Origin of the sequence: Rhodococcus sp. 06-235-1A (assembly GCF_002258785.1) — a bacterium.
Classification (GTDB): domain Bacteria; phylum Actinomycetota; class Actinomycetes; order Mycobacteriales; family Mycobacteriaceae; genus Rhodococcoides.
Genome location: NZ_NOYI01000012.1, coordinates 511,248 through 531,104, shown reverse-complemented (window position 1 = coordinate 531,104; position 19,857 = coordinate 511,248). Strand labels below are relative to the sequence as shown.

Annotated in this window: 20 protein-coding genes; 11 read left to right on the top strand and 9 right to left on the bottom strand. The window is 63.6% G+C overall.

Annotated elements, in window-relative coordinates; translation table 11 throughout:
* The first annotated feature begins 27 nt into the window (after positions 1-27).
* The gene (locus CH275_RS12980) at positions 28-1,164 is read left to right on the top strand and encodes a PrpF domain-containing protein (protein ID WP_094678785.1); all 1,137 of its coding nucleotides are present in this window, start codon (positions 28-30) and stop codon (positions 1,162-1,164) included.
* 10 nt (positions 1,165-1,174) lie between these two features.
* Here the strand turns inward: CH275_RS12980 and CH275_RS12975 are convergent, their stop codons facing one another.
* The gene (locus CH275_RS12975; protein ID WP_094678605.1) at positions 1,175-2,071 is read right to left on the bottom strand and encodes a LysR family transcriptional regulator; all 897 of its coding nucleotides are present in this window, start codon (positions 2,069-2,071) and stop codon (positions 1,175-1,177) included.
* Positions 2,072-2,253: 182 nt separating this feature from the next.
* Between CH275_RS12975 and CH275_RS12970 the strand changes: the two genes are divergently transcribed.
* The 5 genes from CH275_RS12970 (at position 2,254) to CH275_RS12950 (ending at position 8,369) form a co-directional block, all read left to right on the top strand.
* Entirely contained in the window at positions 2,254-3,384 is a 1,131-nt protein-coding gene (locus CH275_RS12970; protein ID WP_094678603.1) for a PrpF domain-containing protein, read from the top strand.
* A 45-nt stretch (positions 3,385-3,429) separates the two neighbouring features.
* Entirely contained in the window at positions 3,430-4,545 is a 1,116-nt protein-coding gene (locus CH275_RS12965; RefSeq protein WP_094678601.1) for an ABC transporter ATP-binding protein, read from the top strand.
* Entirely contained in the window at positions 4,542-6,302 is a 1,761-nt protein-coding gene (locus CH275_RS12960; RefSeq protein ID WP_094678599.1) for an ABC transporter permease, read from the top strand. Before CH275_RS12965 ends, CH275_RS12960 begins: the two co-directional genes overlap by 4 nt.
* Positions 6,302-7,408, top strand: a complete 1,107-nt coding sequence (locus CH275_RS12955) for an ABC transporter substrate-binding protein (protein ID WP_094678597.1) — start codon at positions 6,302-6,304, stop codon at positions 7,406-7,408. Before CH275_RS12960 ends, CH275_RS12955 begins: the two co-directional genes overlap by 1 nt.
* A gap of 163 nt (positions 7,409-7,571) precedes the next feature.
* Complete coding sequence (locus CH275_RS12950; RefSeq protein WP_094678595.1) at positions 7,572-8,369, top strand: endonuclease/exonuclease/phosphatase family protein; 798 nt, start codon at positions 7,572-7,574, stop codon at positions 8,367-8,369.
* A gap of 22 nt (positions 8,370-8,391) precedes the next feature.
* On the opposite strand, the gene CH275_RS12945 is transcribed toward CH275_RS12950, so the two are convergent.
* The gene (locus tag CH275_RS12945; RefSeq protein WP_256990998.1) at positions 8,392-8,760 is read right to left on the bottom strand and encodes a winged helix-turn-helix transcriptional regulator; all 369 of its coding nucleotides are present in this window, start codon (positions 8,758-8,760) and stop codon (positions 8,392-8,394) included.
* 68 nt (positions 8,761-8,828) lie between these two features.
* Between CH275_RS12945 and CH275_RS12940 the strand changes: the two genes are divergently transcribed.
* A complete protein-coding gene (locus CH275_RS12940) occupies positions 8,829-9,731 on the top strand; it encodes an NAD(P)-binding domain-containing protein (protein WP_094678593.1) in 903 nt (300 codons plus the stop codon).
* A gap of 9 nt (positions 9,732-9,740) precedes the next feature.
* On the opposite strand, the gene CH275_RS12935 is transcribed toward CH275_RS12940, so the two are convergent.
* Together CH275_RS12935 and CH275_RS12930 are read right to left on the bottom strand one after the other, a co-directional pair.
* A complete protein-coding gene (locus CH275_RS12935; protein WP_094678591.1) occupies positions 9,741-10,622 on the bottom strand; it encodes a serine hydrolase in 882 nt (293 codons plus the stop codon).
* The gene (locus CH275_RS12930; RefSeq protein WP_094678589.1) at positions 10,619-11,473 is read right to left on the bottom strand and encodes a LysR family transcriptional regulator; all 855 of its coding nucleotides are present in this window, start codon (positions 11,471-11,473) and stop codon (positions 10,619-10,621) included. Before CH275_RS12930 ends, CH275_RS12935 begins: the two co-directional genes overlap by 4 nt.
* A 103-nt stretch (positions 11,474-11,576) precedes the next feature.
* On the opposite strand from CH275_RS12930, the gene bla reads away from it, so the two are divergent.
* On the top strand, positions 11,577-12,506 hold the full coding sequence (bla, locus tag CH275_RS12925) for a class A beta-lactamase (protein ID WP_256990997.1): 930 nt from the start codon (positions 11,577-11,579) through the stop codon (positions 12,504-12,506).
* On the opposite strand, the gene CH275_RS12920 is transcribed toward bla, so the two are convergent.
* Positions 12,507-12,962, bottom strand: coding sequence for a MarR family winged helix-turn-helix transcriptional regulator (locus CH275_RS12920; RefSeq protein ID WP_094678587.1), 456 nt, complete (start codon positions 12,960-12,962; stop codon positions 12,507-12,509).
* A 103-nt stretch (positions 12,963-13,065) separates the two neighbouring features.
* On the opposite strand from CH275_RS12920, the gene CH275_RS12915 reads away from it, so the two are divergent.
* Positions 13,066-13,989, top strand: coding sequence for an alpha/beta hydrolase (locus CH275_RS12915; protein ID WP_094678585.1), 924 nt, complete (start codon positions 13,066-13,068; stop codon positions 13,987-13,989).
* Between the two features lie 12 nt (positions 13,990-14,001).
* On the opposite strand, the gene CH275_RS12910 is transcribed toward CH275_RS12915, so the two are convergent.
* The 4 genes from CH275_RS12910 to CH275_RS12895 form a co-directional block, all read right to left on the bottom strand.
* Positions 14,002-14,661, bottom strand: a complete 660-nt coding sequence (locus CH275_RS12910; protein ID WP_094678583.1) for a GntR family transcriptional regulator — start codon at positions 14,659-14,661, stop codon at positions 14,002-14,004.
* A 112-nt stretch (positions 14,662-14,773) separates the two neighbouring features.
* Complete coding sequence (locus tag CH275_RS12905; RefSeq protein WP_094678580.1) at positions 14,774-15,763, bottom strand: transketolase family protein; 990 nt, start codon at positions 15,761-15,763, stop codon at positions 14,774-14,776.
* A complete protein-coding gene (locus CH275_RS12900) occupies positions 15,760-16,671 on the bottom strand; it encodes a transketolase (protein WP_094678779.1) in 912 nt (303 codons plus the stop codon). Before CH275_RS12900 ends, CH275_RS12905 begins: the two co-directional genes overlap by 4 nt.
* Positions 16,662-18,020 (bottom strand): MFS transporter, encoded by a 1,359-nt coding sequence (locus CH275_RS12895; RefSeq protein ID WP_094678578.1) that lies wholly within the window; start codon positions 18,018-18,020, stop codon positions 16,662-16,664. Before CH275_RS12895 ends, CH275_RS12900 begins: the two co-directional genes overlap by 10 nt.
* A 174-nt stretch (positions 18,021-18,194) precedes the next feature.
* On the opposite strand from CH275_RS12895, the gene CH275_RS12890 reads away from it, so the two are divergent.
* A complete protein-coding gene (locus tag CH275_RS12890; protein ID WP_094678576.1) occupies positions 18,195-19,073 on the top strand; it encodes a sugar phosphate isomerase/epimerase family protein in 879 nt (292 codons plus the stop codon).
* Positions 19,070-19,843: an SDR family NAD(P)-dependent oxidoreductase gene (locus CH275_RS12885; RefSeq protein WP_094678574.1), complete on the top strand. Its 774-nt coding sequence runs from the start codon at positions 19,070-19,072 to the stop codon at positions 19,841-19,843. The genes CH275_RS12890 and CH275_RS12885 overlap by 4 nt, the downstream gene beginning before the upstream one ends.
* Positions 19,844-19,857 lie beyond the last annotated feature (14 nt).

Sequence of the window (19,857 nt, the reverse complement as noted above, 5' to 3'; positions counted from 1 at the left end):
TCGGATACTGATCGGAAGGCACACCAGATGTTCACTCTTCGTGGAACGTGGATGCGTGGAGGCACCAGCAAGTGCTGGCTGTTCAACGCGGTCGACATCGACCCGTACATCGCCGACGCCGGCGGCCTCGACAACATTCTGACTGCGGCCTTCGGTTCCGGTGACCCGCGGCAGCTCGACGGGGTCGGTGGCGGCAGCTCCACCACCTCCAAGGCGGCCATCGTGAGACGCTCCAGCGCACCCGGTATCGATGTCGACTATCTCTTCGCTCAGGTCGCCATCGAGAACCGCACCGTGGAGTGGGGCAGCAACTGCGGAAACTGCGCGACGGCGATCGGTCTCTACGCAGTGCAGACCGGCCTCGTCGCCGTCGACGACCACGTCACGGTGGTGCGGATGCGTAACGAGAACACCGGCGCGATTCTGGCGGCGGAGATCGCGACCCCCGGCGGACGCATTCCTGCCGAAGGCGATGCATCCGTCCCCGGCACCACCGCTCTCGGCGTCCCGGTGGGATTGACCTTCACCGATCCGGCCTCGGATCGAGTGACGATGCTTCCCACCGGTGCCGAGGTCGATCGAGTCGCTATCGGCGGCAACGAGTTCCACGGAACGTTCGTTCGAGCGGGAGCGCCGGCCGCATTGTTCGACGCCGCCGATTTCGGGCTGACCGGGTCCGAGACCAACGACGTCGTCGCCGCGCACGTCCCCACCCTCATTGCGTTACGCCGACAGGCCGCTCTGCGGATGGGGCTGAGCAAGCCCGAAGAGCCTGTCTCGCATGCTATTCCGAAGGTCGGGATCGTCGGACCGGCGCGAGACTACGTGACCACCACGGGTGAGCATGTTGCCGCCGCCGACTTCGACATCTCGGTACGCATGCTGTCGATGATGGCACCGCACCCGGCGATCGGACTGACCTCGGCGGTGGCGGTGGCCGCAGCGGCAACCGTCATCGGAGGTGTCGTCACCGCCAACGCGGGCGTCGGCCGTCCGGGAACCATTCGTATCGGGACCGCAGCGGGTGTGCTCGAGGTCGACTACGCGGTGGACGACAACGGGTTGCTGCAGTCGGTCACCCTGCATCGCGCAGTCCGGCGTATCGCCACCGCAGACCTCTTCGTGGTGCCGATGCCCGCATTGGTCGGTGCCGACTCCGCTTGAGTTCGTGGCCTCAGAACCGCGCGGCGACATCCTGGAAGATCCTCAGTAGTACCGTCGCGCTCGGCGAGAGCTTCTGTTCGGCCAAGTGCGACAACAATATTCGCCGCGACGGTGCGCCCGTCAACGGGACCAATCGCACATCGTCACGAATATTGGACAGCGCCATGCGCGGTGCGAACGAGACGCCCAGATCCACCGCAACCATTGCCTGTGCTTCCTGGTAGTCGTTCGCGGCGAACGAGACGGTGGGGGAGAAGCCGGCAGCGTGACATGCGCGCTCGAGCGCAGCACCGACAGGATGAGTGTCTTCCCGGGTGATCCACTGCTCGTGTTCGAGTTCGGTCATGTCCACCGAATCACGTTCGGCCAAATGATGATTGACTGCAACGACCAGCATCGGTGGGTCGATGATGAGTTGGTGCACCGTCAGGTCCGAGTCGGTGATTCTGGCCCACTCGTAATCCCAGAGCAGGGACAGCTCCACCTCACGGGTGTCGAGCATTCCCCGCAGCCCGGCGAATCGCGAGCTGCGCACCGTCAGCGCGACGGCCGGATGGCGCGATTTGAACAGCTTCACCACCGGTGGTAGCAAGCTGGCACCGGCCGTCGGAAACGTGCCGATTCTCAATGTACCGGCGCGTAGGCCGGATAGATCTTCGAGTTCGTTACGCGCAGCAAGTAATTGAGTCTCGATGCGCTCGGCGTGCCGAACCAGGACTTCGCCTGCCTCGGTCAGGCGCACCCCGCGAGCGTGTCGTTCCAGCAGGGGTTGGCCGGCCTCGAGCTCGAGCTTGCTCAACTGCTGCGACACCGCAGATGTGGTGAAGCTCAACCGAGTTGCAGCCCCGGTGATGGACCCGGTGCGCACCACCTCGACCAACAGCAGTAAGCGTCGGGTGTCGAACATGATCGAACCACCTTTAAGTGAAAGTTAAGGGATCTCGACTTTTTCGTAATTGTACTCGACGGCTGTGTGATGCAGGCTATGTACAGCAACCGCACGAGAGCTGCGTCACATGAGCGCACCGCTCCCTCGAATGTTCAACTCCAAGAACGTTTTCGAGAGCAACGATCGGAAGGTATCCGAGGATGTATTCACTGCGTGGCACGTGGATGAGGGGCGGGACCAGCAAATGCTGGCTCTTCAGCTCCGTCGACGTCGAGCCACTGATCGAACAAGCAGGATCTCTGGACGAGATTCTGGTCTCCGCCTTCGGATCCGGCGACCCCCGCCAGCTCGACGGCGTCGGTGGCGGCAGTTCGACCACCTCGAAGGCGGCCATCGTCAGCAGGTCCTCCGAGGACGGCATCGACGTGGACTACCTCTTCGCTCAGGTCGCCATCGGTGACCGAAAGGTGGAGTGGGGAAGCAACTGTGGCAACTGCGCCACCGCGATCGGCCTGTACGCACTCCAGCAAGGACTGGTGGCGATCGATCCGATCACCACCGTCGTGCGGCTTCGTAACCGCAACACCGGTGCGGTGCTTCTCACCGAGATCGATACACCGGGCGGCGTCGTTCCGTCCGAGGGGTCGGCCCAGGTCGCCGGAACGTCGGCTCTCGGCGTTCCGGTCGGACTGACGTTCATCGACCTCGGTTCCGACCGCACTCGGTTGCTCCCCACCGGGGCGGTGGAGGACGCCGTGGAGCTACATGGATCGCAGTACCGCGGCACGATGGTGGTCGCAGGTGCTCCCGCTGCGTTGTTCGATGCATCCGACCTGGGTATGACCGGGGCCGAGACCGCTGCCGAACTGACGGAACGTGTTCCGCTACTTGTCGAATTGCGCCGCAGTGCTGCACTGCTCATGGGACTGTCGCGCCCGCAGGATCCGATCACGCACGCAGTGCCGAAGGTCGGCATCATCGCTCCTCCGGTGGACTACCACCTCGAGGACGGAACACTCGTCTCGGCCGGCGAGTACGACGTCTGCGTGCGCATGCTCTCGATGATGGCACCACATCCGTCCATCGGCCTGACGTCGGCGGTCGCGGTGGCCGCTGCCGCAACCGTGCGCGGCGGTGTGGTGGATCGGGTCGTCCAGGGTGCCGCCACCTCGACCCTGCGTCTGGGGACGCCGGCAGGTGTGTTGGCCGTCGATGTCGACATCGCTGCGGACGGCAACCTCACCAGCGTGACCCTGCACCGCGCTGCACGACGGATCGCGACGGCAGAATTGTTCGTTTCCGTTGCGGCGAAAGCACTTTCGATCGGATAGCTCGACCTGTGAACACGGCTTCGACGACTGAAGAAAAGGAAGATCATGAAGGTTAGCATCGAGAATCTGAGCCTCGCTTACTCGGGAAACACTGTTGTCCGCGACCTCGACCTGGAGATCGCCGACGGAGAATCCCTGGTGTTGCTGGGGCAGTCCGGCTGCGGTAAGACCAGCACGATGCGCTGTGTGGCAGGGCTCGAGACCCCCAGCGCCGGGCGCATCACGATCGGCGATCGTGTGGTCCACGACTCCGACAAGAACAAGACGATCCCGCCGCACAAACGCAACGTGGGCATGGTCTTTCAGTCCTACGCGGTGTGGCCGCACCGGACCGTGTTCGACAACGTGTCTTTCTCGTTGAAGATGCAGAAGGTCAACAAGACCGAAATGAACCAGCGCGTTCTCGAGGCCCTCGACCTCGTCGGGTTGGGTGAAATGGCGCATCGCGGAGCGAGCTTGCTCAGTGGTGGTCAGATGCAGCGGGTGGCGCTGGCTCGGTCGTTGGTGATGCGCCCCAGCGTGCTGCTCCTCGACGAGCCGCTGTCGAACCTCGATGCCCGACTGCGCGAACGACTTCGGATGGAATTGCGAGAACTTCAGCTCCGACTCGGACTGACGACCGTCTACGTGACACACGATCAGGTCGAGGCGTTTGCCCTCGCCGACCGAATCGCGTTGATGCAGAACGGCCGAATCGTGCAGATCGGTACCCCCGAGGACATCTACACCTCGCCGATGTCCGCCTCGGTGGCCGAGTTCCTCGGTGTCGGCAACATCTTCCGCGCCACGCCTGCGTCGGGACCGCGCTCGACGATGGAGCTGACGGACTTCGGGCAGATTGCAGTGTCGGTCGATGCAGCGCCGGCGGGCGACGGTCCGGTCGTGGTGTGCCTGCGGCCCGAGGATCTGTTGGTCACCCCGTTGGACGATGCCGAGCCCGATGGCCAGTCCTGGATGGGCACAGTCGATGTCGCCAGCTACCAGGGAGCGTCCATCCGGTACCGCGTCACACTGGACGACGGCCCCGAGATCGAAGCCGTCGCCACCGGACATGCCAGCCGAATCCTGGGAATGGGAGAACGCGCACGGGTCACTGCAGTAGCCGGCGGAGCCCAGGTTCTCGTCGATGATCGCGTCGCCTCCGAGGCGGTGCCGGTATGAGCGCCCCCACCGACGATCGGCCCGTCCTCACGACGAAGCCGCCGGTCGACACTCCGACACCCCAGCGCAGGCCCGGTCTGAAGAAGTGGATTCCGACTCTTCTGCAGTTGGCGCTGCTCACCGTGATCGTGCTGTTCCCGATGTTCTTCATCGTGATGGGCGCATTCACCGACAACGCCGAGCGCACATCGCTGTTCGACTTCGGTAACTTCACCCTCGACAACTTCGCGCTGCTCGGATCCTCGACCGCGCAGAGTGCCCTGTGGAATTCGGCACTGGTCGGTATCGGGTCATCCATCGTCGCGCTGGCGATCGGGTGCACGCTCGCCTTCCTCGCGGCACGTACCAACGTTCCGGGTCGAAAGATGATCTACGGCATCGGTATTGCGCCGCTGTTTCTCCCGGCGCTCGTCGGGGCACTGGCGTGGGCATTGCTGGCCGGACCGGCCACCGGCTACATCAACCTGATTCTGGCCGCGATCGGTCTTCCCGGCTTCATCGACATCTACAGCTTCGGCGGAATGATCTTCATCCTCGGCATCTACTACGCGCCGTATCCGTTCCTGATGGTTCACTCCGCGCTGTCGTTGATGAATCCGGATCTGGAAGACGCGGCGAGTCTGCACGGTGCCAAGCTGACGAAGATGCTCAGCAAGATCACGTTCCCGCTCGTCATGCCTGCCGTGATCGGCTCGGGAATCCTGGTTTTCGCGCTCACCGTGGAGAACTTCCCGGTGGCTCAGGTGATCGGTGTTCCCGGTGGGGTCGATACTCTGCCGACTCTGATCTACCGGCTGATGAACGCATCGCCTGCCCGCGGTAACGACGCCGCCGCTGTCGCAGTGGTACTCACCGTCTTGCTCGTCGCCGTCGTCGCCTTCCAGCAGCGCGCCATGAGCAGCAAGGAATACACCACCGTCAGCGGCAAAGGTGTTCGGGCACGACAGGTTCCGCTGCGCGCATGGCGTGTCCCGGCTGCCGTGTTCGCGTGGGTGTACTTCACCCTGGCCGTCCTCCTACCGCTCATCGCCCTGGTGTTGGCTGCGCTGCAGACCAGCCCGTACGTCGCGAACATCGGTCAGCTCTTCGACTCCGGTGCGCTGTCGTTCTGGGGACTGGGAGAAACGTTGCGCAGTGCCGACTTCCACAGCGTGATGACCAACAGCGTCATCGTCGGTGTCGCCACCGCCGCGATCGGTACCGCGTTCTGCTTCGCCTTGGCGTACACCCGATACCGTACGAACGCTCCGGGCCGAAAGCTGTTGGAATACCTGGCGATGTTGCCGCTGGCCGTTCCTGCCATCGTGCTCGGCCTGGGTCTGCTGTGGACGTGGCTGGCGCTTCCGCTGCCGATCTACGGAACGCTTGCGGTGCTGGTGATCGCGTTCGTCGCAGTCACCATTCCGCAGGGCTACCGCGGTGTCTCTGCGTCGATCATCCAGTTGGACAAGGACTTGGAAGACAGTGCAGTGATGTTGGGTGCACGGCGGCACCGGGCGATCTCGTTCGTTACCGCTCCGCTGCTCAAGGTCGGTCTGTCCTCGACCTTCCTGCTGCTGCTGATGCTGTCCATGCGTGAGCTCACCGCGGCTCTGTTCCTGTTCACCTCCGACACCCGGCTGCTGTCGATCGCGATCTTCGACGCCTACGACAACGGCTCGTTCCAGTCTGCAGCCGAGTTGAGCCTGCTGTACTGCGTCGTCATCGGTGTGCTCGCCGTCCTCTCGCGTCGCTTCGGATCCAAGGAAACTGTCTGATGAGAAAATTTGTCACAGCAATCGCGCTGGGTGCCGCAGTGGCAACTGCCGCGGCCTGCTCGCCGCCACCCGAACGCCCCGCCTTGGCCCGGGCGGCCGAGGAGATCATCACCGACAACGGCCTCGTCATCGACGGTGAGCAGATCGCAGATCCCGATCTGTGGACGCAGGCCCAGGCAGAGGGCGGCATCACTCTGTACAGCGGCTACACCGCGGTCACCGAGGCCACGGTGCTGAAGAACTTCGAGAAGGACACAGGACTCGACGTCAAGCTCGTGCGCCTTACTCCGAACCGGCTCTACGAGCGTTTGGTCGCCGAGTACGGCGCGGGCCGTCTCGACGCGGACGTCGTGCGGATCTCCGATGCCGGCTTCGTCAGCGGCTTCAGCGAGCGCGGTGTGTTCCAGCCCTACACGCCGCCGACGGCCACGGACTTGCAGGACGACGTGGTGTTCGACGGCGGGAACTACTACCGCACCTTCGACCCGATCTACACGATGGGCTACAACAGTGCACTCATCGAGGGCGACGACAGGCCGACCTCGTGGGCGAATCTTCTCGACGACCGGTGGAAGGGCAATCTCGGTATCGCTCAGGCCGGAGCCGGCGGTAGCGCGCTGGCGCTGACTCGGTTCCAGCGCGAGGTGCTCGGCGACGACTACCTCCGTGAGTACTCCTCGGAGGCGAGGGTGTTCGATTCCATCGGAGCCCAGCTCGATGCGCTGGCCCGCGGCGAGATCGAAGCTGGGACCGTGGTGGTGAGCAGCGTCAACATCGCCAACAACGAGAATGCGCCGGTCAACTTCGTGGTACCGGAAGAGGGTCTCACCGCCTACGACTACTACACCGGTGTTGCGTCCACAGCGAAAAACATTGCGGCCGCCAAGGTGTTCCTGAATTGGAACCTCTCCAAGAGGGGGCAGCAGGTGTTCAGCGATCTCGGTGAGTACTCGGTGCGCAACGACATCGATCCGCCGGTGATCCGCGGAATCGAGCTGCCGGAGTTCACCGACCCCAAGGTCAACCGAATCACTCAGTCGGAGTCGATCGAGAACTCCGCCGATGACCAGGAGGCCTGGAACGCGATCTTCGGCTACAACGAATAACGGGTCGTGCGCGTTTTGCGTAGCTCCAGCTACGCAAAACGCGCACAACCGAAGTCTGCGGCCGCTGCGTCCACTGGACACAGCGGCCGCGACTCTGCGCGGATCCTGACCGCAGCATCGAAATGGACTGTCGTGCGTCGACTTCCTCTGCCATCATGACGCCGTGAAGATCGTGTCGATCAATGCCTGGGGCGGCGCTGTGTTCGACGAGCTCGCGCCGTGGCTCGAAGACGTTGACGCCGACGTCTTTTGCCTTCAGGAGGTAACTCGTACTCCGGGTCGATCGGGCTGGGCGACGTTCGCCGACGGCGAGCGTTCTCTGCCCCAACGCCTGAATCTGTTCGATGACGTGTCCGCAGTGCTCCCCGGACACACGCCGTACTTCGTCGCCAACGACGCCGGACCTGTCACCGACGGTGACGGCGTCGAACTGAGACAGGACTTCGGTATCGCGACCTGGGTGCGTGACGACTTTCCCGTGGTCGGCCTCGACGCTAGATTCGTTCGTTCCCGGTTCGTCGATCACGCCGAGTGGAGCGTGGACGACCGTCCGAGAGCTGCTTTGACGGTCACCGTTCGTGATCGTGTCGGCGAAAGGTTCGTGTCCGTCATCCAGGTGCATGGATTGCGTGATCCAGCAGGGAAGGGCGACAGTCCGATTCGGGCCGAGCAGGCGCGCAGGTTGGTGGATGTGGTGAAGTACGTTCGCACGACGAGCGATGTCACCGTACTGTGCGGCGACCTGAACCTGCTGCCGTCGAGTGAAACGTTCACGATGCTGGCCGAGCACGGGATGATCGATCTCGTCGGAGAAGCCGACACTCGAACGTCGATCTACACCAAGCCGGTTCGCAGCGCCAGCTATCTGCTGGTGTCCTCCCCGGCCGCGGTACGGAGTTTCGAGATCGTCGTGAGTCCGGAAGTGTCCGATCACCGAGCGTTGATGCTCGATCTCGAGTGACACCCGACGGCATGGAGCATGGTCATGGTGCATCGGGGTCGGTGCCGTCGGCTTGCACAGTGACAGTTCCTGCCCCGACGCGCTCACCCCACTCGGCAATGGGATCGAGTAACGAGTTCAACTCGGCCCCGTCAGCGGTGAGGCGGTAGTCGACCCGCAGTGGGAAACCGTTGCCGGCCGTGCGCAGGACGAGCCCGTCTCGGCTGAGTTCGCGCAACTGTTCTGTCAGAACCTTTTCGGAAATAGGCCCGATTGCTCGCCGTAGCTCGGCGAACCGTCGATCCCCCTCGCTCAGCCGCCACAGAATCGTCGGCTTCCATTTCGACCCGACCAGGTCGAACACCACGTTCACGCCGCATTTGCGTCGATCGTTCATCACTGCCTCGCTCACCTTCGGGTGCGTACGCACTTCATTGTGCGTACTCGACGACCATCGATCTCGGGACGATCATTTCAGTCATGACCAATACCGACGATAGATCGACCGTCACCGTCCTCGGCCTCGGTGCAATGGGCACAGCGATCGCGCGCGCGGCCGCATCGAACGGATTCGAGGTGCTGGCATGGAATCGGTCCGCACGGTCTCGTGAGGAACTCGGGGCCAGTGGAATCGACCTGATCGAATCACTCGAAGAGTCGTTGCGCGGCACCGATCTTGTGGTCGTGTGCGTACGCGACCATGCTGCCAGCCGACTGCTGTTGGAGAAGATCGCGCCGGTGGTTGCGAATCGAGTAGTGGTCAACGTGTCGACGGGGACCCCCGCCCACGCCGCCGAATCTGCCGGGCACGCAGCCGCACTGGGTATTCGTTATGTGTCCGGGGCGGTGATGGTGCCGACCCCGTTGGTGGGGACAGACAAGAGCTTCGCCATCTACGCGGCTTCCGAGGCCGATATCGCCGAGCTGGGACCGATGTTCGACGCGATGGCCGGTGTGAGTGATGTTGTCGGGGAAGATCATTCGGTACCAGCAGCACTGGACTTGGCAATGCTCGACATCTACTTCGCAGGGATGTATGCGCATCTGCACGCGACTGCATTCGCAGCGGCGCACGGCATCCGACCAGCTCGGTTTCTGCCGTACGCACACGGCATCGTCGAGACCCTCGGTGCATCGCTGGCAGGGTTGACGTCGGGATTCGAGCAGGGGACGTACGACGGTGGCGAGGCCCGACTGGATATGTGCCTGTCGTTCCTGGAGCACATCGTCTTCGCGAGCGGCGAGGTGGGAATCGACCCCGGGTTGGCCGAGGTGGTTCGGGCAGCATCGGCGCGAGCTGCCATTCGATGGTCGGGTGCTACGGACTGGGACGTTGTCGGTGAAGACTTCGCCCTGGAGCAGGGCCGTCCGCAGGGGTCGTGAGCGCGGTGCCTAGCGCACTGCCGTCACTGCGATTCTGGCCGCGCTACCGATGGCCTGATCGACCAGTGGGAGAAAGAGATCCATCCGTGCCGCTCGGGTGAACACCGATACCGCGACGGGCTCCTCGCCCGGAAACGACACCACGGCAACCTCGTTGCGAATGGGCCCGATGGTGCCGGTCTTGCCCGCAACCTGTACATCCGGGTACGGAATACCGCTACGAATCCGGTGCGGCCACACCTGCTGGGACAGAACGTGCTTCATGTACTCGCACTGCTCGGAGGAGGCGGCGGCACCCGACCAGATTGCTCGCAGTACCGCGTTGCTGTCACGCGGTGTGGTGCAGGAGGTGTAGGCGGGATCGAAACCAGCACTGTCGATCACTGCGTAGTTGCTGGCCAGCAACCCCAGTGCCTCCTCCGAGCTCAGCCGACCGGTGTCCCGAACGATCTGATCGCCCAGTGCTTTCGTGCCGCCGACGATGCGTGTGTGCTTCAGCCCGAGATCGTCGATCACCCGGGTCGCGGCATTCAGTCCCAGTGCGCCGAGAAGGGCATCGGCAGCGGCATTGTCGGAGACGGTGATCATCGACCGCGCGATATCCCGCCAACTCATCGTCACCGGATCTGCGTAGCTCGCGATGCCCGTCGGCCCAGGACTGCACTGTGCCGGAACCAAGCGCACCGAATCCGTTGCGGTCAAGAAGCCTTCGTCGAATGCGCGCGCCGCAGCAACCAGCAGCACGATCTTCCAGACCGATGCTGCGACGACGGGGTCGTCTCCCTCGATATCGACGACAGTGCCGGTGCCGTCGATCCGTTCGGCGCGCACCCAGCCGCGGCAGCCCGCATCGGCGAAGACTGCTCGAAGTTGCTGGTCTGTCGTGCTCACTTGCCGGCCTGCAGGAGGATTCGATCGATCAGGTCCACCAGAGGTTTCACCGAGTCGTCGCGACGCACGATCCGAACCCGGAGCGCGACAACGTCGGACGCAAGGTCGAGATGTTCGGTGCCGGGCACCACCGGGTTCGCGGCCGGAACCAGTCCGAAACAACGACCCGATGCGACGCCGATCGTGGCGTCGCGAAAGGTGTTCGCGGTGAGCACCTCTGGATCGAGGGCATGGCGTCGAAACGCGTCGAGGATCAGATCGTGAGCGGGTGGATTGGTGCCGCGCGGCATGGTCGCGAACGCGAGATCGGACAACATCGCCAAGCGTGGACGCTGTGCGCGCGCCGAGCGATGACCGACAGGAACCATGACACGTCGGGGGAGGGTGACGACCGGTCCGGCGAGCAGTCGGTCGAGTACCACCGGGTGATCGACCACCGCGACGTCGAGTTCGTGTGCGCGCACACGGTCGAGTAACGCCACCGCACCGGCGGTCTCCACCCGTGCCCGGACACCGACGGCGGCAGCCATGCGGGCGGCGACCCCGTCGTCCAGTTCAGGGATGAGGCCGATGCGGACCGAACCGGACGCTGTGAGTGATTCTGCGGTAGTGGTCAATCGGCGTGCGTCGTCGACGATCAATCGGGCCCTGGGTAACAATGCGGCCCCGTGCTCGGTGATGGCAGCTCCGTCGGGTGTTCGCTCGACGAGCGTGAGCCCGAGATGCTTCTCCAACGCCTTGATGGCCCGAGACACCGGCGGCTGTGTCACGCCGAGAGTGACCGCGGCGCGGCCGAAGTGGCGTTCCTCGGCGACGGCGACGAAATATTCGAGATGGCGAACCAGATCCACCGACTTATTGAAGCACGTTCACCTGCCGCTATACCGAAGAGGAATGAACCGGCCGGGCCTCGGGACTTGGCTCGATGGCGCTCGGATGTGATCGGCTGACCCCATGCGTACCTCGACATCCACCCGGCTGATCACCATGCTCGCGGCGGTAACGCTGACCGCAGGCGTTGCCTGCTCCTCGACCACCACCGCCGAACCACCGCGATCCGACACCAGCACGTCCCAGTCCGCCACCGAAAGAGCCTCGGCCGAACAGCACTATCTCGAACTCGAGGACAGGGACACTGCTCGACTGGGCGTCAGTGCCGTCGACCTGGCGTCCGGTTCCGCTGAAAGTCATCGCGGGGACGAACGTTTCGCGTTCTGCTCGACATTCAAGGTGTACGCCGTCGGTGCCGTACTGGCAGCCGTCGATGCAGGCGATCTGCAGCTGACCGACACCAGAACGGTGACCGCGCTGGACAAGGTGCCCGAGTCCGCTGTCGATTGGGAACCAGGCTCCGTGGTCACGATCGCAGATTTGGCCGCGGCCGCATTGACCAAGAGCGACAACACCTCCGGCAATCTACTGATTCGCGAGGCCGGTGGAGCCGACGCTCTCACCGAGTTCGCGAGATCGCTCGGCGACACCGAATTCCGTCTCGATCGCACCGAACCGGAACTGAACACGGCCATCCCGGGAGACCCGCGCGACACCACGACGCCGAACTCGATGGCCGCCGGCTACCGAACCCTGCTCGACGGCGACGTACTGTCGGCTGCATCGCGGGACCAGCTCCTGGCGTGGATGGCCGATACGCAGACCTCCGATGCCCGGTTCCGTGCCGGTGTTCCCGATCAGTGGACCTCGGCCGACAAGACCGGCACGGGTAGCTACGGAGTCTCGAACGATGCGGGACTGCTGCTCGGCCCCGACGGGCAGAGGATCCTGCTGGTCGTCCTCAGTACGACGACCTCGGGTATCGAGGATTCACCGGCCATGAACACCCTCGTTGCCGACGCGACCCGGACTGTCGTCGACGAACTGAACTGATCATCGGCCCCCGGCACGTCGAACGGCGTCGACCAGCGGGATGAGATCCGCCTCGGTCGACGCCTCGTCGAGTGCCTCGCGCAGCGCCGCGTCGTTGGTCGGTCGCGCTGCCTCCAGCAGCGCGAGTCCTTCCTCGCTGACGTCGGTGTAGATGCCTCGGCGATCGGTGGGGCACAGGTATCGGGTGAGCAGTCCGCGGTCCTCGAGACGGGTGACCAAGCGCGTCGTCGCGCTCTGACTCAGGACGACGGCGTCGGCTACCTGCTTCATCTGGAGGTGCCCACCGACCCCGTCGTGCTGACGTGCCAGGACGTCCAGCAACCAGTACTCCCGCGCGCTGAGATTGTGTTCGGTCTGCAAGGCGCGCTCGATGCGGCTCTCGATACGGCCGTGCAGCACTGCAAGCGCAAGCCAATTCTGCGCAAGTGCAGTCAGGGCCGGGTCGTGTGCGCTCATTGTCGTGCCTCTCGATGCCTGTACTCGTGACCACCCACCATACCGCGCCCACAATTAACGGCGTCTGCAATCAATAGCTCCGACAGCACCTACTGTGGAATGTATGCGCATCGACGACCTCGATCCCGAACTGTTACTTGTTGTGTCCGAGGTTCCGGCCGTGGACTTTCGCAACATTCCTGCTGCTCGAGCTGCGATAACGATCAGCCCGGGGCCTTCGGCTGCGAATGTCGTTGTCACGGAATGGGTTGCAGGCTTCGACGCGCACACCGTGGGTGTTCGGATCAGCAGTCCGAGCCGGGTGACGAGCGGGCCGCTGCCCATCGTGGTCGAAATGCACGGCGGCGGTTTCGCGTTGGGTTCGGCGGCCTCGAACGATGCGAGCAATGCGGGCCTTGCAGCGGCGCTACGGTGCATCGTCATTGCGGTCGACTACAGGTTGGCCCCCGAGTTCCCCTATCCCGCAGCCGTTCACGACTGTGTCACCGCGGTGCGGTGGGCGGTCGATGCTGCCGACAGCATCGGCGGAGACCCGGGGCGGATCGGTCTGTTGGGAACCAGTGCCGGAGCGTGTCTGGCTGCGTGCACCGCATTGGAACTTCGTGACAGCGGGGGTCCGAGACTGGCAATGCAGGCACTGATCGAACCTGTACTCGACGACAGAGCCGACTCGCCGTCGATGAAACAGGGCGTCGACGCCGTGTTCTGGAACACCGGCAATGCGGTTCTGAGTTGGCAGCACTATCTCGGAGGGCGGGTTCCGGACGAACACACGTCCCCGGCTCGGCGACAGGACCTCGGGAACCTGCCGCCGACCTATCTCACCGTCAACGAATTGGACCCTTTGCGCGATCAGGGTGTCGATTACGCTCGCAGACTTCTGGCAGCGGGAAACAGAGTCGAATTGCATTGCTGGCCCGGCGCATTCCACGGATTCACCATGTTCGACACGGCGCTGTCTCGTCGCACCCGGGCAAGCGATGTCGCCGCGATGGATCGTCTGATGAACGGTCCCGTCAGCAGCTGAGTCCCTCTGAAGTTACGCAACGAGATTGCCGACGGCCCACATCATGTGGTCACGCACCGCAGCTGCCGCATCGTCGGGTACCCCGGCCTCGATGGCGTCGACCATCTCTTGGTGGCGGTCGGCATCCATGTTGCCCAGGGCGCGATCGCGTCCGGCGTACATGATCGACATGCGGATCGAACCTTCGAGACTGGTCCAGGAGTGCAGCAGGGTCTCGTTGTCCGCGGATCTACACAGCAGGCGATGGAAGTCGAGGTCGGCCTCGATGCGGTCGTCGAGTGTTTCGTCCTTCGGGGCCCGATTCAGCAGCTCGAGCGCATCCCGTAACTCCGCGACGAGCCGGGCACGTTCGGGATGACGAGCGATTTCGGCCGCGGCCAAACCCTCGAGTGCGGCTCGCACCGAGAAGATGTCCTGAATTTCCTTGGTGTCGAGGTGACGTACGTGCAGTCGTCCGCGAGCCCCGACGACGACCAGGCCTTCCTGCTGCAATTGGCGCAGGGCCTCGCGCAGCGTCCCCCGACTGATCTGTAAGCGCTCTGACAGTTCGGTCTCCACCAAAGCGCTGCGCGGACGCAACTCACCGCTGGTGATGGCGGAACGCAGAGCGGTGACCGCCTGCTGACGCAGGTTCGTCTTCTGCAGTCCGAGGAGTGCGCCGGGTTGCCCCATGGCGAGGGCTCCTTTCGTCGATGACATCTCACTGCAAACAGTCGACTGACAGCTGTCGACAGTAAGTGTACGTCCAGCGTCGACGACCCCTCGGACTGCGAAGGCGCTCGTGTCAGAGTCCTGCCATGATGCGGGCTTCTATACTCGACGTCGAGAGGCCGTAGCGATCGTGCAATGTGGGTAGGGCACCCGCGGCAAGGAACTCGTCGGGCAAGGAGATCGCACCGACCTTCTTGCCGAGTCCGCGCTCGACGACGGCCGAGGCGACGGTCTCGAACAGCCCGCCGATCTTGGTGTGGTTCTCGCACGTGAACGCCAAACGGGGTGTATCCAATTCAGCAAGAACGGTGTCGGCGTCGAACGGCTTGATCGTCGGGGTGTGGACCACGGCGACGTCGATGTTGTGTTTCTCCAGATTCGTCGCTGCCTGCAACGCGCGCATCGTCATCAGTCCGCTCGATACCAGCACCACATCGTTACCCGCACGGATGACCTTGGCTTTGCCGAGCTCGAAGGTGTAGTCGTACTCGTCTAGCACGGTCGCCACCTTCCCGCGAAGCAAACGCAGGTACGTCGGCCCGTCGGCAGCGGCGAGTTGGGGCACGGCCTGGCTGATGTCGACCGAGTCGCACGGATCGACGATCGTCAGGTTCGGCATCCCTCGAAAGATGGCGATGTCCTCCGTGGCCTGGTGGCTCGGTCCGTATCCGGTGGTGAGGCCGGGCAGGCCGCCGATGATGTTGACGTTCAGATTGGGCTCGGCGATATCGAGGCACAGGAAGTCGTAAGCCCGTCGGGCCGCGAACACCGAGTACGTCGATGCGAACGGGATCAGTCCGGTCTCGGCCATGCCGGCAGAGGCGCCGAGGAGTAGCTGCTCGGCCATGCCCATCTGGAAGAAGCGATCGGGAAACGCCTGGGCGAAGATATGCATGTCGGTGTACTTGGCGAGGTCGGCGCTGAGGCCGACGATCTTGTCGTTGTTCTGCGCGGCTTCGACGAGAGCGTGACCGAACGGTGCGTCGGCGGTGCGTTGGCCGGGATCGACGAACGATGCAATCATCGCCGATGTCTTGAGTTTGGGGGGAGTGGTGGTGGTCATGCCTGAACCTCGTTTTCCTGCAGGTAGGTCGGGTCGGTGAACCGCTCGGTCAACTGGTCGCGGCAGATGCTCCACTCGCTCTCGTCGATGCGCATGAAGTGCGCCTTCTCCCGGTTCTCGAGCAAGGGGACTCCGTAACCGATCTTGGTGTCGCAGATGACGATCGAGGGTGTTCCTACGGGCTCGGCTGCGGCGCAGGCAGAGTCGAATGCGGCAGACAGGGCCGCGGGATCGTTACCGTTGACGCGGTAGACGTTCCATCCCATTGCAGCCCATTTCTCGTGGACGGGCTCGATTCCGAGCACACCTGCTGTGGGGCCGTCCGCCTGGAGCGCGTTCATGTCGACCATGGCGATGAGGTTGCCGAGTCGGTGGTGATGGGCACCCATCGCGGCCTCCCAGGTGGAACCTTCGTCCAGTTCGCCGTCGGAGAGAAAGTTGAATACCCGCGACGCGGAATTCTGGTGGCGGAGTCCGAGTGCCATCCCCACTGCGACGGTCAGTCCGTGGCCCAGCGAACCACCGGAGATCTCCATACCCGGTGTGTAGGTAGCCATTCCGGACATCGGGAGTCGGGACTCATCCGAGCCGTAGGTCTCGAGTTCGGCGACCGGCACGATGTCCGCCGCGGCCAGGGCGGCGTAGAGGCCGATGGCGTAATGGCCCGTAGAGAGTAGAAAGCGATCGCGTTCGGTCCATTCCGGGTCGTCTGCCCGGTACTTCAACCGGTCGGCGTAGACCGCGGCAAAGATGTCTGCGGCACCCAGGGCCTGCCCTACGTAGCCCTGTCCCTGAGCCTCGCCCATATCGATGACGTGGTGGCGCATGGCGTAAGCGAACTCGGCTGCGTGTTCGATCCTGGTATTCGAGTCATGCTGTGCTGCTTCGGTTATCGTGCTCACAGTAATTCCTTTGCGCGTGTGGAGGCCGGAAAGTTCGCCGGGGTGTCGAGTTCCGCCTGTGCTGCTAGGCGTCGCTCGGTGGGGCCCCAGGTTTCCTTGGTGGCGATGGCGGAGCCGAGCCCGATCAGGGCGTAGGCAATGAACAGCAGGGCCGGTCCGAGCCACCCGAGCCAGACGAACAGCAACGTGGTGATGAACGGAGTGAAGCCGGAGACCATGGCCGAGATCTGGTACGCCAGTGAAGCTCCCGACGCACGGCGGGACGCATCGAACAATTCGGGGAACCAGGCGCCCTGTGCGCCGGCGAGGGCGTTCTGGCAGACGGCGTAGGCGAGAACGATGGTCGCGATGACGAATATGAACAGGCCCGTGTTCACCAGCAGAAACATCGGGATTCCGAACAGTGCGGCGAAGGTGCACACCGCGATGTACAGGGGGCGTCGTCCGATCCGGTCGGTGAGGGCGGCCCAACCGGTTGTGGCGAAGATACCGATGAACGAAGCAATGCACAATGCGGCGATGGTCTCGGACGTGGTCGCCAGCTCCTGCGTGTGCAGGTAGGAGATCATGTAAGTGACGGACACTGCGTATCCCGCAGTCTCGGCGATACGAAGACCGATGCCGCGCAGAATGTTTCGCCAGTCGTGCTTGATGGCCTCTTTGATCGGCGACTTGGAGACGCCTGCTTCTTTGACGTCGTCGAACACCGGAGACTCGGGGACTTTCGACCGGATGATCAAGCCGACTGCGACCAGGACGATGCTGAACAAGAAGGGCACTCGCCAGGCCCAGTCGCCGCCGAGGTGCACGCTTCCGAGGAAGACGAGGTTGGCGAGCAGTAGTCCGACGGGGAAGCCGGCCTGCACGATGCCGGTGAACTTGCCTTTCTTGCGCCACGGCGCGTGCTCGTAACTCATCAGGATCGCCCCGCCCCATTCGGCACCGAAGGCGAGTCCCTGGATGATGCGCACCACCACGAGCAGGATCGGCGCGATGATGCCGGCTTGGGCATACGTGGGCAGCAAGCCGATGGCGAAGGTGGCGATGCCCATGAGGATCAGGGAGCCGACCAGTACGGGTTTACGGCCCACGCGATCGCCGAGGTGTCCTCCGACGATGCCGCCGAGGGGGCGGGCTGCGAACCCGACACCGAGGGTGGCGAAGGCCGCGAGTGTGCCTGTGACGGAGTTGGAACCGGGGAAAAATGCGGTTCCGAAGTACAGCGCGGCGGCGGTACCGAAGCCGATGAAGTCGTAGGTTTCGATGACGGCACCGACCGAAGATCCGACGGCGACGCGTTTGGCGTCTTTCGTGCCGTGGACCGGTCCGCGCATCTGCAGAGCATCTGTGCTCATGGGGACTCTCCTGCTGAGGTGTTGGTTTCAAACTCGTCCTAGTGACCGTCGACTGTCAACATCACGAGTGTGACCCATTCCACTGTTACTGTCAACAGTCAACCGGCGACGGTTGACGAACCGGCTGAGAGGTGCTTACTGTGGTCCGCATCACGACGACAGGAGGAGGCTCGGATGTTCGATTCGCGGCTGGGTTGCTCGACGATCTCGTTTCGGCACCTACCTCTGCACAGCGCTCTCGACGTCATCCGCGAGCTCGGATTCGCGGAAATCGACCTGGGATCGCTACCAGGGGTGTGCGACCACGTACCCCTCGACCTGGACGATCGTGGTGCTCGCGAGGTGGTGCAGGCTGTGCAGCGCTCAGGCCTGGCCGTCCGGTCGATCAATTGCGATGTCGGCGATCTGAACAATCCGGCGACCGACCTCGATGCGTCCATTCACCTCGAACGACTGCTCGAGTTGGCCGCCCAGGTGGGGGCTCAGGCGCTTGTTCTACCGAACGGTGCCCTCGGACATGAGCCCATCAAGTCCCTCGACTCCGATCTCGATCTGGTTGCGGCCAACCTGCACTCTGTGTCGAGGCGAGCACATCGGTACGGCGTCAACGTCTGGACCGAGTCGCTCCACGTGTTCCGGCTCTGCTGCACCACCGGGCGCGCAGCCGCGTTGGACGAGCGCATCGATCCGTCGATCGGCATCGTCATGGACTTCAGTCATGTTGTCGCCTCCGGCAGCGACGCGGCCCACTTCGCGCGGTCGATGGGCAGCCGAATCTCGCACGTTCACATTCGCGATTCGAACCGAGGCGAGGTAAGGCTCGATGAAACTGACGCCGTCGACAAGCCGGGCAACATCAATATCAGCGTGGGTCGCGGCGAGGTCGACTTCCGCGGCGGCATCGATGCACTCCGATCCGCGGGATTCACCGGCCATTTCGCGCTCGAACTCGAAACGAGAGACATTTCCAACGAACAACGTCCGGCGGCAACCGCTGCCGCCGGAGACCTGATCACCGAACTTCTACTCGACACACACCAGGAGACATCATGACCACAAACACCCGTACAGCAGTGATCACCGGCGCTACCTCCGACAAAGGAATCGGCCGCGCCACCGCCGAGCGCTATGCCGAGGACGGCTGGGGCATCGTCATTCTCGATCTCGACGGCGAGAAGTCCGAGAAGGTGGCAGCAGAGATCGCCGCGGCCTACAACGTGGCCGCCTTCGGGCACGCCGTCGACGTATCGGATGAGAACTCCGTCCAGAAATCCTATGCAGCAACCAAATCGGAGGTCGATGCAGGTAACTTGCCACCGGTCGGATCCGTGGCGAACATTGCTGGCATCACGTCCCCGGTGCCGTTTCTCGAAACCACGGTCGAGTTGTGGAACAAGGTCTTCGCGGTCAACGCCACGGGAACGTACCTGGTGACGAAAGCCTTTCTGCCGGACATGATCGAGCAGCGGTGGGGCCGCATCATCACGATGTCCTCGGTCTCGGCACAGCGCGGCGGCGGAGTGTTCGGCAAGGTTCCCTATTCCTCGGCCAAGGCCGCTCTGCTCGGCTTCACGAAATCCCTTGCCCGCGAGTTGGAAGACACCGGCGTGACGATCAACGCGGTCACCCCGGGAGCGGTGGACACCAACATCCGCGTCGGAAGCACCGACGAACAGGAAAGGGCGATAGCCCAGGGCATTCCGCTCGGACGCACCGCCACCACCAGAGAAGTCGCCTCCGTCATCACCTTCCTGTCGTCCGAGGATGCCGCGTACCTCACCGGCACCACGATCGACATCAACGGTGGAAGCCACATGCACTGAGAACCCCAGAACGG